Origin of the sequence: Rhizobium sp. L43 (assembly GCF_002531725.1) — a bacterium.
In the GTDB taxonomy this organism is placed as follows: Bacteria; Pseudomonadota; Alphaproteobacteria; order Rhizobiales; family Rhizobiaceae; genus Rhizobium.
Genome location: NZ_NWSQ01000014.1, coordinates 128,028 through 140,361 on the forward strand (window position 1 = coordinate 128,028; position 12,334 = coordinate 140,361).

At 61.1% G+C, this 12,334-nt stretch carries 11 protein-coding genes; 6 read left to right on the top strand and 5 right to left on the bottom strand.

Translation table 11 applies throughout. From position 1 onward, the window contains the following. The first annotated feature begins 2 nt into the window (after positions 1–2). Together CO667_RS19610 and CO667_RS19615 are read left to right on the top strand one after the other, a co-directional pair. The gene (locus tag CO667_RS19610; RefSeq protein WP_097619943.1) at positions 3–1,598 is read left to right on the top strand and encodes a response regulator; all 1,596 of its coding nucleotides are present in this window, start codon (positions 3–5) and stop codon (positions 1,596–1,598) included. Between the two features lie 21 nt (positions 1,599–1,619). Next, the gene (locus CO667_RS19615; protein ID WP_245433165.1) at positions 1,620–3,302 is read left to right on the top strand and encodes a VOC family protein; all 1,683 of its coding nucleotides are present in this window, start codon (positions 1,620–1,622) and stop codon (positions 3,300–3,302) included. On the opposite strand, the gene CO667_RS19620 is transcribed toward CO667_RS19615, so the two are convergent. From CO667_RS19620 to CO667_RS19630, 3 genes are all read right to left on the bottom strand, one after another. Then, on the bottom strand, positions 3,268–4,173 hold the full coding sequence (locus tag CO667_RS19620) for a DMT family transporter (protein ID WP_097620006.1): 906 nt from the start codon (positions 4,171–4,173) through the stop codon (positions 3,268–3,270). The two genes, CO667_RS19615 and CO667_RS19620, sit on opposite strands and share 35 nt — an antisense overlap. A gap of 216 nt (positions 4,174–4,389) precedes the next feature. Beyond that, positions 4,390–5,844, bottom strand: a complete 1,455-nt coding sequence (locus CO667_RS19625) for an FAD/NAD(P)-binding protein (RefSeq protein ID WP_179874183.1) — start codon at positions 5,842–5,844, stop codon at positions 4,390–4,392. Positions 5,845–5,924: 80 nt separating this feature from the next. Continuing rightward, positions 5,925–6,353 carry an OsmC family protein gene (locus CO667_RS19630; RefSeq protein WP_097619944.1) on the bottom strand — a complete coding sequence of 143 codons (429 nt, stop codon included), beginning with the start codon at positions 6,351–6,353 and terminating at the stop codon, positions 5,925–5,927. Between the two features lie 146 nt (positions 6,354–6,499). Between CO667_RS19630 and CO667_RS19635 the strand changes: the two genes are divergently transcribed. From CO667_RS19635 to CO667_RS19645, 3 genes are read left to right on the top strand one after another with little or no spacing between them, the layout of a single operon-like run. Beyond that, complete coding sequence (locus CO667_RS19635; protein WP_097619945.1) at positions 6,500–6,760, top strand: hypothetical protein; 261 nt, start codon at positions 6,500–6,502, stop codon at positions 6,758–6,760. A gap of 55 nt (positions 6,761–6,815) precedes the next feature. Further along, positions 6,816–7,049, top strand: coding sequence for a DUF2188 domain-containing protein (locus CO667_RS19640; RefSeq protein WP_003570400.1), 234 nt, complete (start codon positions 6,816–6,818; stop codon positions 7,047–7,049). A gap of 18 nt (positions 7,050–7,067) precedes the next feature. Then, on the top strand, positions 7,068–7,919 hold the full coding sequence (locus tag CO667_RS19645; protein ID WP_097619946.1) for a Ku protein: 852 nt from the start codon (positions 7,068–7,070) through the stop codon (positions 7,917–7,919). A gap of 102 nt (positions 7,920–8,021) precedes the next feature. Here the strand turns inward: CO667_RS19645 and CO667_RS19650 are convergent, their stop codons facing one another. Next, positions 8,022–8,828 carry a Ku protein gene (locus CO667_RS19650; RefSeq protein WP_097619947.1) on the bottom strand — a complete coding sequence of 269 codons (807 nt, stop codon included), beginning with the start codon at positions 8,826–8,828 and terminating at the stop codon, positions 8,022–8,024. Positions 8,829–9,326: 498 nt separating this feature from the next. On the opposite strand from CO667_RS19650, the gene CO667_RS19655 reads away from it, so the two are divergent. Then, positions 9,327–10,661 carry an O-antigen ligase family protein gene (locus CO667_RS19655; RefSeq protein ID WP_097619948.1) on the top strand — a complete coding sequence of 445 codons (1,335 nt, stop codon included), beginning with the start codon at positions 9,327–9,329 and terminating at the stop codon, positions 10,659–10,661. Between the two features lie 27 nt (positions 10,662–10,688). On the opposite strand, the gene CO667_RS19660 is transcribed toward CO667_RS19655, so the two are convergent. After that, positions 10,689–11,834, bottom strand: a complete 1,146-nt coding sequence (locus CO667_RS19660; protein WP_097619949.1) for a right-handed parallel beta-helix repeat-containing protein — start codon at positions 11,832–11,834, stop codon at positions 10,689–10,691. Between the last annotated feature and the right edge of the window lie 500 nt (positions 11,835–12,334).

The window sequence follows — 12,334 nt, forward strand, 5'->3', positions numbered from 1 at the left end:
GATTGGTGGAAGACTGCAGCATTCTCATCATCGACGACAATATCGACGATCGCGAGGTCTATCGCCGCATATTGGGCCGCGTCTCCAGCACCGCCTATACCGTCCTGGAGGCGGAGACGGGTGAAGAGGGCCTGGCGCTGAACAGCCGCAAACGGCCGAACTGCATCCTGCTCGACTATTCACTGCCGGGACGCGACGGGCTCGGCGTGCTGGCCGACATCCTGGAGCGCGACCCCGTCGCCAACGTCATCATGCTGACCGGCCAGGGCAGCGAAACCGTCGCCGTCGAGGTGATGAAGAGCGGCGCGCGCGACTATCTGACGAAGGATTCGCTGTCGCCGGAAACACTGCACCGCTGCATCCAGAACGCCATCATGCACGGCATGCTGGAAGCGCAGCTGGAGCAGAAGCGGCAATCGCTTGAGATCTTCACACGGGCCATGGCCCATGATCTGAAGGAGCCGCTGAGGACGATCAAATCCTTCAGCCGCATCCTGCACGGGTCATCGGCGCTGCCGGCCGAAGACCGGGAACTGCTCGATTACGTGCTCAGCGCCGCCGACCATATGGAAGACCTGATCGTCAAGGTCTCGGGTTTCACCAGGCTCGAGGCCTCCGGCGGGCCTGAGCTGACGCCGGTCTCGCTCTCCGATGTGCTTAATCAGGTGGAGGACAATCTGCGCCAGCAGACCGAAAGCCGCGGCGCCGTCATCATCCGCGGGACGCTGCCGGAGGTCATGGGCGATGCGACGCTGCTGACCCAGCTGCTGCAGAACCTCGTCTCGAATGCCGTCCGCTACAGCGAGCAGACGATTCCCGAGGTGACGATCTCAGGCGAGGCGCATGGCGACATGTGCCGCCTCACCGTGCGTGACAACGGGCCTGGCATCGATCCTCAGCATCGCGAACTGATCTTCCAGCCGTTCAAGCGTCTCGTCGGCCGTGGCATCGAGGGCACCGGACTCGGCCTTGCCATCTGCCGCCGCATCGCGCAGCTGCATGGCGGCGCGATCTGGTGCGAGGCGGAAAATGGGCCGGGCGCCACCTTCATCGTCGACGTGCCGCTCGCCGAGGCGAGACCCGTGCCATCCGCCGTATCGGCCATCCCGCACAGCGCCAAGCCGGCCGAGCAGCCGGGCGAAGGGCCCGGCAGGCTTGCCGAAGTGCTGCTGGTCGAGGACAGCCCGGCCGACATCCAGATTCTGAAGATCAAGCTGATGCGGCGGGAGAAAGTGAATTTCAACCTGCATGTCGCCACCAACGGGCGCGAGGCGATGCGGCTGCTGGAAGAGCGCGCCGGCATCGCCGATCTACCGCAGATCGATCTGATGCTGCTCGACATCAACATGCCGATCATGGACGGCTTCGAGGTGCTGAACGCGCTTTCCGCCGATGTCCGCCTTAGCCAAATTCCCGTCTGCATTCTCAGCACGTCAAGCGACGAGAGCGACATGCGACGGGCCAGAAATCTCGGCGCGCGCGCCTATATGGTCAAGCCACCGACCCTGCAGCAACTGGAAGAGGCACTCGAAGATGTCGATCATTTGGAGTTGCTGCAGCGCGGCGATTCGCTTGCGCTTTGTGCGGAACAAAACTAAGCGATGGTCATTGGCAACGGTATGACCTTCGCAGCTTTCATACTCGCGCTCCTGACGACGCCGCTTCAATCAGGACTGCTCCAGATGGTATCAGGCATACATCACGTCACGGCCGTCACCCGAAAAGTGCAGGCGAACGTGGACTTTTACGCAGGCTTTCTCGGCATGCGGCTTGTCAAGCAGACGGCCGGTTACGAGGATGCGACGCAACTGCATCTCTTCTACGGCGATGCGGCGGGCACGCCGGGGTCGCTCCTGACTTTCCTCGCCTGGGAAGACGGCGCGCCCGGCCGGGCCGGCTACGGCCAGATCAGCGAAATATCGCTGTCGATCGACCCTGCAAGCATCGGCTACTGGCTGACCCGCGCCATGAGCTTCGGTCTGCGCTCGGAGGGGCCGGCCGACGAATTCGGCGAACCGGTGCTCAGGCTCAAGGACCCCGACAACATCATCCTCAAGCTTGCAGGCGCAAAGGACCTGACATCGCCGGCCGTCTGGGACGGCGCCTCGATCCCGGTCGAGCACGCCATCCAGCGCGTGCGCGGTGCGACCATGCTGACGGAGAAGCCCGCCGAGAGCCGCAGCTTTCTCGAGCGCCATTTCGGCTATCGCTTCCGGGCCAAGCGCGGCACGATCGATAGGCTGGTTTCGCAATCCGGCGACGTCATCGACGTGCGCGATGCCCGCGGCTTCTGGTCCGGTGCGCCGGGCACCGGCACGGTCGATCACGTCGCCTTCCGCGCGCCCGACGAGGAGACGCTGCTGTCCGTCCGCAAGGCGCTCGAAGCCACCGATGCATCGCCGACCAACATGCATGACCGCAAATATTTCCGCTCGCTCTACGCCCGTGAGCCTGGCGGCACGCTGGTGGAGCTTGCCACCGACAAGCCGGGCATGACCGTCGATGAAGAACATGCCGCGCTCGGGACGAAACTCTTCGCCCCGCCCGAAGCCATCACCAATCTCCATGACCTGAAGGTGGTGCTGCCGCAATTTTCGATGCCCGGCCAGCCGCGCATCAATTATCGCGAGCTGCCATTCGTCCATCGCTTCTATACGCCCCCGGACCCGGATGGCAGCGTCTTCGTGCTGCTGCACGGCTCCGGCGGCAATGAGACGACACTGATGCCGCTCTTGAACAAGGCGGCGCCGCGGGCGACTCTGCTCGGCGTGCGCGGCCGCGCAACGGAGGAAGGTTTTCCGCGCTGGTACAAGCGCATCACCCCCTTCTCCTTCGACCAGAACGACATCAAGACCGAGGCGGAAGCCTTCGCGGCCTTCATCGAGGGGGCCGTCAAATCCTACGGGCTCGATCCGCAGAAGGTCGTCTATGTCGGTTACTCCAACGGCGCCAACCTTTTGAACTCGCTGCTCTACCTGCACCCGAACCTGGTGCACAAGGCGGTGCTGCTGCGCTCCATGCCGGTTCTCAGCGACTATCCCCATGCCGATCTCAAAGGCACGGACCTGCTCGTCATCAGCGGCAAGACGGATGCCTACGGCAAATATGCGAGCGAGCTGGAAGAGCGGCTGAAGAGTTCGGGCGCCACCGTCGATTCCGACGTCATCCCCGGCGGCCACGATCTCGGCGATGCCGATGTGCCGATCATCCAGAAGTGGCTGCTCCAGAGAATGGGCGACGATCCACCGCCGCTGGAGCAGCAAGCGATTAAGCCGAAGAGCGAGATGTTCGGGCAACCATGATCCCGGCAAGCACGACGGCGCCGCCCAGCGCCTGCATCGTGCCGATCGCTTCGTTGAGCAGCGCCCAGGCGAGAATGGCGGCGACGACCGGCTGCAGCAGCAGCGTCAGCGAGGAAAAGGCCGGCGGCAGATAGGCCAGCGCATAGGTGATCGCCGCCTGCCCGCCGGCATGGCTGATAAAGGCGAGGCCGAAGACCATCGACCAGCCATAGACGGTCACCGGCAGCATGTGCCCCTCAATGAAGAAGGCGACCGGAAAGATGCAGACGGCAGCCGACGCCGTGCTCCACAGCATGATCCGCATCGTATCGAACCGGCTGCGCAGGCTGCCTAGCGCAAGGATGTAGCAGGCATAGAAGAAGGCGGCTGTTATCGCCAGGCCGTCGCCATGGAGGTCGCCGTTGCCGACCGCTGCCGGTCCGCCTTTCAAGACGACGACGCCGGCCAGCGCCAGGGCAAGCCCGAGCAGGAAGACACGGCTGATCCGCGCTTTGAAAAAGAAGAAGGCGATCACGGTGACGAAAACAGGCGCGAGGTTGGCGAGCAGCGTCGCATTGGCGACTGACGTCATCGTGATCGAAAGGTGCCACGCGGCGAGATCGAGCGACAGCATGACGCCTGGAAGGATGAGCAGGCCGTAGTCGGACAAGTGTTGCGGCTTCGGCCCCCTCTCCTTCTTCATCAGCGAAACGATGACGATCGGGATCAGCGCCAGCGCCACCCGCCAGAAGGCCGTCGCCATCGGCCCGACCTCGGAGAGCCGGACGAAGATCGGCGAGCCGCCGATCGCCGCCCCGCCGAGAATGAGCGCCGCCAGGGGGAAGCGGTTGGAAGGCGAGGCTTCGGAAAGGGTGGAGGCAGGCTGCGACATGATCTCGATATTCTTGGTCACCCGAAAACAGGGCGGTGGGATATTGGCTGCCGCGTGCGTATCAGAAGTCGATCGCCGGCGACAGCCGCCAAGCGACATCCGACTATAAGATCCAGCCGGATGCGTGTTTGCAGCGGTTCTGCTTTAGAACCGCTTCAAACTTTGTTCTTACAATTGCCGACAAAAGCGCTTCGCGCTTTGCCTGGGAAAACCGCCTTACACTTCTGGAATTGCTCCGGTCGCGTTCACCCGCAGCTTCCCGGCGATCTCGGTGGCGACGAAGAAGGCATGCTCGGTCACCTGCGGCAGGCCCATCAGTTCGCCGAACGTACCGCGCGCCAAGGGGCCGGAGATCAGCAGCGAAGGATCTGCCTTTCCGGACGGGCCGATCGCCTCCGAGCGCTCGGTGCAGGCAAGGCCGAGGCCTGTGGGATCAAGCGACAGGTGACCGCTTGCGGCCAACGCCGCGAGCCAGGGCTGGGTTTCGAGAATGCCGCCATGGGCCGGGCCGGTGGTGACGACGACGGCGTCATAACTCCGCTCCAGCGGCTGGCGCTGATGGCGCGGCTGCAGGGCGCAGACGATGCGCTCGCCTTCGATGCGCGCATCGGCGACCGAGCCGGCGAGAATCTCGAGGCGGTCGGCAGCAACCGCGGTGTCGAGCACGGCCTCGACCTGCGGCGCGATCCGGAAACGGTGCACGTCCCAATAGGGACGCAGATGGCGGACGAGACGGCGGCGTTCGGCAACCGGCAGCGCCTGCCAGAGATCATATCCCTGCGCCCGCACCTGGTCGATCACGCCGTGCCAGCTGATGCCCTCAGCCTTCGCCGCTTTTATGGCGGTGCGGATCGCTGCCAGCAGCGACACGGCAGACGGGGCCGAATCGGAGACGAAATCGCCGAAGAGCGGCTGCGGCACCGGCGGATGCCCGCGCGACCGCAGGCCACGGCGCGAGATTGATGTCACCGGACCGTCATGCCCGCGTTCAGCCAGCGAGGCGATGACATCGGCAGCCGTCAGGCCGTTGCCGATGACCAGCACCCGGTCATGCGGGCGGATCACGTCGAGCGCGCCCGGCTTGGTGGTATCGGCGACGAAACGGGGATGGGCTGCAAGCCGGCTCGCGAGCCGGCCGGGGGCTGCGGGCGGCGGGTGGCTGGTGGCGATCGCAACGATATCGGCCTCGGTGACGCCGCCTTTGTCGTCGCGGATCGTCCAGCGGCCGGCATGGCGCTCAACGCTGGTCACGGCGGCGCGGCGATGACGCACGTCGCCATCTTCCAGCAACGGTTTCAGCAGGCAGGCGACGTAATCGCCGAACAGCCGACGCCGCGGGAAGAGCGAGCCATCGGGCCGTTTTGCCCCAGGGTCGTCGGCGACGGCGTCGCGGGCTTCGATCCAGGCCTGGAATTCGCCGATGGCGTCGGGCTGCAGGCTCATCTTGGCGGCTGGAACATTGATGCGATGGGCCGGATCTGTTGTGTCATAGGCAAGGCCGCGGCCGAGCTCGGCGCGCGGCTCGAAGACCAGGATGACGGGACGCTCGCCGCGGCTCGTTCGGCCGAGATGATAGGCGACACCTGCGCCGGAGACACCGCCGCCGATGATGGCGATAACGGGCGGTTCGAACGTCGGAGATGGCTTGGAATGCATGGCGGCCGGGATCATTGCTTTCGATGCCGGAAGCATAGAAGCCGGGCAGCGGCCGCGCAATCCTTCCGCCACCATTGTCTATAATTTTTATAGGCTTATCCCGATATCGTCATCGAAAAATCCGGGTTGCCGCGGATTGTATTGCTCACCGTGCAGATCTCATCCTCCGCGGCATGGACGATCTTGCGCCGGCTTTCCTCATCGATATCACCCTTGATCGAGAAGGCGATGTTGAACCTGGCAACGCGCGAAAGGCCCTCCGTCGCCTTCTCGCCGGTGACGTCGGCGGTGATCTCGCTGATCTTGTCGAGAATGCCCATCTGGCTGGCGGCCATGCGGGCGCTGAGCACCAGGCAGGCCGACAGCGAGGAATAAAGCAGGTCGAGCGGGTTGAAGCCCGGCTGCGACGGCGACGTGACAATATCGATCTCGCCCTTGGTGGCGGAGGTGACATGCGGAAAACCGGTGCGGCCGAGAACGGCGGTGGCGCCGGTCGGGCGGGGACGGGCCTTGAGATCGACCATGAAGAACTCCTCTCGTGAACATTCTGCAGATGGCAAATTTGCGCCCGGCACCGCACCGGGCAACGGCTGCCCGCCGGTTTCGGAACCTTTCCATCCGTCAGCAGTTGATTACACCTGAACGAAATCAGTGACAAAGGTGGATTGCGATGGCGCATGTCCGCAGAATGGATCGGCAAGGCGGGCGCATGGACGCCCGCGATCGGCTGATCGTCGCGCTCTATGCACAGCTGAAGGCCGAGCGGGAAACACGCGAGACGCTGGAATGGGCGATCCGCAACGGCGCCGTCTCGCAGGCGGTGCTGGAGGCGATTGCCGCCGATCCGGTTCCCGTCGTCACCAGCGAGGATATCGCCTCGGTGGAGAAGATCATCGCGCTGGACGAGCGGCGCAAAACAAATCGGAATTAGAGTATGATGGCGACGCCGTCATGCTCCCTATCTCATTGAGAAGAGGAGATTCGAAATGGCCGATATCACCTATCAGGTCGTGCCGCATGACAATGGCTGGGCCTATAAGCTCGGCGACACGCTGTCGGAAACCTATGCGACGGCGGATGAAGCGATTGTTCACGCCAGGGACGCCGCGTCGCGTCAGAAGATCGGCGATGGCGACGCGCTGCTTGCCTATCCCGCGCCCGACGGCCGCGGCTGGGCATTCCAGGAACTCGAAACCGACAAGAGCAACAGTCGGCTCTGATTTGCGACGGAGGATGGAATGGCCGCGCGGGCAAGCTGGAAGGGTCATCTGAAGGTGGGCGACCTTGCCTGCGCCGTCGGGCTTTACACCGCCATTTCCTCCTCCGACCGCGTCTCCTTCAATATCATCAACCGCAGGACCGGCCATCGGGTGGAACGGCAATTCGTCGACAGCGAGACCGGCAAACCGGTCGAGCGGGACGACCAGGTCAAGGGCTACCAGATGGAGAATGGCGATTACCTCGTCATCGAGGGCGACGAGATCGCTCAACTCATGCCGGAAAGCGACAAGGTGCTGAATATCAAGGCTTTCATCGGCTACGACGATATCGACAAGCTTTATTTCGACCGGCCTTATTACCTCGCCCCGGTCGACGAGCATGACGAAGAGGCGCTGCTGCTGATTGCCAGGGGCATGCGCGACGGCAAGGTCGCGGCTCTGGCCGAAGCCGTGCTGTTCCGGCGCAACCGGACGCTGCTGATCCGTCCGCATGACGACTGTATCGTCGCGACGATGCTGAACTTCGACTATGAGGTGCGTTCGGCCGACACCGTCTTCAAGGACATTCCCGACATCACGTTCGACAAGGAGATGATCGCGCTTGCCGGCCATATCATCGGCACCAAGCAGGGCAGTTTCGAACCGAGCGAATATGTGGATCGCTATGAGGCTGCCCTCGTCGAACTGGTGAAGGCGAAGATCGATGGCCGGGCACCACCGAAGAAGAAACAGCCGCCGGAACGCAAGGTCGTCGACCTGATGGAAGCCCTGCGCCAGAGTGCCGGCATGAGCGGCAAGAGCTCGGCAAAAAAGCCGCCGGCGAAGAAGGCGCCGGCGCGCAGCGACAGCCCCAGCAAAAAGGCGGGCTGAGAGGGCTCTGGAAACCACTCGATGCCTTGCCGAGAAATCGCTGGGACGGTTTTTTCCAGCGGCAAAACCGCTCGAGAAGAAGCGATAGAGGATTGACCGTTCTTAACGCGGCGGCTTCCGCTCGCCCTCCGCGGCCAGGCTCTTTTTCAGCGCATCCATGATATTGATGACGTTGCCGGTCGATTTCACCGGTGCGGGTTTTTTCGCCGGCGCGGCTTTCTTCAGGCTCTTCTGCTTGCCGCGGATCATCGACTTCAGGCGCTTCTGGATCGGATCCTGTACCATGGCCGGGCTCCAATCTTTCGTCTCTTCCTTCACCAGTTGCGTCATCAGCGTCAGCAGCTTGCTGTCGATCTCCGCCTTGCCGTCGATCTCGGCCACCGGTTCGCGCACCTCGTCGCCATAACGCAGGGTCCACAGAACGATGCCCTTGCCCTGCGGCTCCAGGAGAACGGCACGCTCGCGCCGATAGAGAACAAGGCGGGCGATGCCGACCACATTATTGGCCTTCATCGCCTCGCGGATGACACAGAAGGCTTCCACCCCGACCTTGTCCTCGGGGGCGAGAAAATGCGGTTTGTCGTACCAGATCCAATCGATCGAGCCGCGCGGCACGAATGTGTCGATATCGATGGTGCGGGTGCTTTCGAGCCCGACCTCCTCGATCTCTTCGTCTTCGAGCAGGACATAGTCGTCCTCGCCGCGCGGATAACCTTTCACCTGGTCCCGATCGGCCACCGGCTTGTGGGTGACGCTGTCGACATAGCGGCTTTCGACGCGGTTCTTCGTCTGGCGATTGAGCACATGGAAACGCACCTTGTTGCTTTCGGTCGTCGCCGGCGTCAGCGAGACGGCGGCGGTGACGAGCGAGAGCTTGAGATAACCTTTCCAGAATGTCTGACGCGCCATGTCTGTCCTGCCTCCCGGACACGGTTGGGCATTGTTATCAACGGCGGAACCGGTCTTTGGTTCCGGGAGCTGAATGAGGTTTCGATTGACGACAGCAGCCAAGGTGCCGCTGGCGCTGCAGGAGTGCGATCGCGCCGCCCTGCGGGTTGGACCAGTGGGCGCGACATATTGGAAGGTTCAGCAAACTGGATTCGAGGAATGATATGGCTTAGAGTGGCGCCACATGGCGGGCTCAAGCAGGAACTGAAGCAATAACTAATTGATCCAGTTCACTAATTTTGCAAAGACCATGCACTGCAGGAAGAGCTGCGTGTCGGCTGTTTTGGATTGTGGGAGTGGTCAACCGATCGAACCGTAACGTTTCTGATGGGTCGTAGACAGAAACCAGTGTCGATGATTTCGATGCCGCATGCAGAGTCCGACAGAGGTAAATTGTAATTTTGGCTCAGTCCTATTTCGAATAGGAACATCCCCGAACATGAGATAGAAGAGCTCTTAATGGCGATACAAGACGCGTCTACAGCACGGGACTATTATCAGGGCAGCCACCGCCGGCGGACTGCTTCCAGATGGCGTGTCAGACGGGACGTGCTGGCGAAGCTGGTTCTTACTGTCGCATTTTACGCAGCGCTTTGGCGGGCGACCGGCATGTGGTACGGCCTGCCGGCAAATTTCGATGAGGGCGCATCGGTAGACCCGCTTCCGATGAAGTTGATGCTCTACAGCCTTATCCCGTTGTCCGGTTTGTATTTCCTGTTGGAGCAGCGGCAATTCATAAGGACCTTTTCAAGGATTTCGCCCCTGATCGGGGTCGTTGCCATTTCCTGCCTGACATCAATCGCCTTCTCGATCGACAAAGGTGCGTCTCTCAAGGGCTTGGCCGCCGTCATCGTTCTCGCGGTTCCACCGCTTCTTTTTCGCGCGCGGTACGGCAATGTGGAAGCATTTCGCGTCCTGGGGCGTTTTGCGATCGCGGCTGCATTTATCAACGTTCTCTATACCGCCGCTTTCCCGCAATTCGCCATCATGCGCGGCAGCTATGCCGGCATGGTAAAGGGAGCGTTTTACCACAAGAATACGTTGGGACAGTTTTGCTCGGTCAGCTTTGTTTGTCTGTTGTCGACGCAGAAGCTGGGCCGGCTTCGTTACAGCACGCTGGTACGATGGGCTGCGATGCTTTGCCTCCTCGCTTTGATTGTAGCGACAAAGTCCTCGACAGCGGTTGTTTTGACGATGTTCGGAAGTATCATGCTGTATGCGATCCGAATTATCCACGTCTATCCAAATCGCCTATTTCGCTCATTTGTCGTCGCTCTGCTGTTTCTTCTTGTGGGTTTTGGCGCCAGTTTCATCTATCTAGGTGTGGCCTCTGCCGTTGCTGAAGCTTTCGGCAAAGACCTTACTTTCTCGGGGCGCACCAACATCTGGGAACAGCTGTTTCCGCTGATATGGGATAGGCCCATAACTGGCTATGGCTTTGCGATGTTCCGCCAGCCAGACGTCATGGAAGAATATGTCAAGGTGACGTTCGACGCCCGGTCGACGCACAACACCTATCTCGAACTTGCCCTCAACATCGGCATTCCCGGTGTCAGTGCATGGGTCGTGTTCTTGGTGACCCGTCTGTTCCGGAAGATGACAATCGTCGAATCCGATCAAGAGCAATCGGGCGCCAGACGGAAGGAGATCGTGATTGTCATCCTGATCATGCTTGGATCGATGACAGAGGCCGGGATGATGCTCGCACCGTTCATTCTCTGGCCACACACCGTGATTGCCCTCTCCGAACTGCGTCCGCGGCTGTTGGCAAACCGGAGACCGCGCGAGGCTTGACGGCGGCTCGCTGGTCTCAGTGCGGCGTCAAGTCGAGAGATAGCGTTTCTGCCAAGGCAGCATGCTTTCTTGCCATGCGCGCGGCGTGAAATCGTCATAGGCCGTCTCGGCGATCGCCAGCATCCAATTCTGCTCCTTGCGGGCCAGCAAGACGCATGACAATTCCATGCCGGGTTCGATCGCAATGGAGGGCCGGTTGGCGCCTGGAATGTCGATCCCCTTGTCACGCCACTGGATGCGGATTTCGTCGGGCTCGGAAGTCCATTCGCCGGAGGAAACGGAAACCTTTCCATCGGGTTTGACGCGAAGCGGCGGCGGCGTGACGTTCAGAAAGCTGCCGTCGTTGAGATAGTTGCCGTCGACTTCCCCCGCCGTCGCCTTGCCGTTTCCCTTCAGAACGATGTCCTGCTTGCACCGCAGGAATATGTTGCGTCGAAAGCTTCCGGACCATGGCCGATTGGCGAAAAAGCCGATCTCACATTCGCTGATCACGTTATCGTGGATATTCATGTCTTTGCGAAATGCCCGGTTTTGGTCCGAGTAACCGCTCAAACTCACGCCGCGATTGCTGTTCTCGATCCTGTTGTCATAAACATGGTGGCCGGCATGGTCGACTTGATCGCCAACTCCGTAGCCGAAGGAATAATCGTTCATCCTCCCGTCGCGCATGACGTTGCTGCGCACGACGGCATCGTCCCCGATCGATGAAAAGGAGAAGTTTTTTCCGCCGATGAAATTATATTCAACGCGGTATTGTCGCGTTCTGCCGCAAACCAGCGCCCCCTTGTTGGATGTGCTGGTCGGCGACTGAAGAAAAAGATTGCCCCGGACCACCACATTGGAACTCACATTGCGGTCGTCGTTTTCATAGGCGAATTGGCAACAATCCGCTCCCTGGCCGGGCGCCGCGCCGACGCGGTTGTTCTCCAGCAACACGTCCGAGGTCATCGTCAGGTAAATGCCGTCACCGCGTACATTCTCGGTCTCGCAGCGCCTTATGACGAGATTCCTGCCGTTGTGAAATTTGAAGCCGCGGGGAGAATTCTTGACGATCACATCTTCGATCACCGTATCGGAAAACACCTGATAGGCCAGGCCGATGTCCTCGGCGCCGTCGATGACCTGCCCCCGGGTGGATGCACCGTGAATTTTCTTTCGCAAGATGGCGGTCATCGGATCTCCATTCGATACGGTTGCAGCTCGTCATAATGAGGGGTCGTGTGGCGGATGTTTGAATATCGGAAAATTATCTTGACCTGAACGACCGCTGGGAAATCGATGTCAATAGACCCCAGACATCCCCGCAATCCGTATCGCGCAAATCATGCCTGCGCTTGCGTTTTATCGGGTTCGGCCCCATCGGCCGGAACGTCTGTCCATCCGTGCGCTCCGACCTGGGAGCGCTTGTCGGCACAGTGCCGGTCACACCTTCGCCCAATTTGGCCTGCAAGCCGTCTTGGCAATGCCGCGCTGCGTTTCAGCAGTCAATGTTAAATCGCCCGTCAGGCTCTATGGCCTGAGTTGTGGAACCGTTGAAAGGCAGCTGTAGAATGTGCCCTTTAGTTGAATCCCTGTCGAAATGAGAAGCGGATTGATATCGCTCTCCTTGTCGCCGGCTTCATCGGACGAATGGTAAAATAGGCAATACCCCGAAAACCCCGATGACCTTGCGG

Coding starts and splice junctions, on each gene's coding strand:
- CO667_RS19625 (WP_179874183.1), bottom strand. CDS start 5,844: ATGATCCCGGCCGCCATGCATTCCAAGCCATCTCCGACGTTCGAACCG.
- CO667_RS19640 (WP_003570400.1), top strand. CDS start 6,816: ATGGCCGATATCACCTATCAGGTCGTGCCGCATGACAATGGCTGGGCC.
- CO667_RS19635 (WP_097619945.1), top strand. CDS start 6,500: ATGGCGCATGTCCGCAGAATGGATCGGCAAGGCGGGCGCATGGACGCC.
- CO667_RS19620 (WP_097620006.1), bottom strand. CDS start 4,173: ATGTCGCAGCCTGCCTCCACCCTTTCCGAAGCCTCGCCTTCCAACCGC.
- CO667_RS19630 (WP_097619944.1), bottom strand. CDS start 6,353: ATGGTCGATCTCAAGGCCCGTCCCCGCCCGACCGGCGCCACCGCCGTT.
- CO667_RS19650 (WP_097619947.1), bottom strand. CDS start 8,828: ATGGCGCGTCAGACATTCTGGAAAGGTTATCTCAAGCTCTCGCTCGTC.
- CO667_RS19645 (WP_097619946.1), top strand. CDS start 7,068: ATGGCCGCGCGGGCAAGCTGGAAGGGTCATCTGAAGGTGGGCGACCTT.
- CO667_RS19655 (WP_097619948.1), top strand. CDS start 9,327: ATGGCGATACAAGACGCGTCTACAGCACGGGACTATTATCAGGGCAGC.
- CO667_RS19615 (WP_245433165.1), top strand. CDS start 1,620: ATGACCTTCGCAGCTTTCATACTCGCGCTCCTGACGACGCCGCTTCAA.
- CO667_RS19660 (WP_097619949.1), bottom strand. CDS start 11,834: ATGACCGCCATCTTGCGAAAGAAAATTCACGGTGCATCCACCCGGGGG.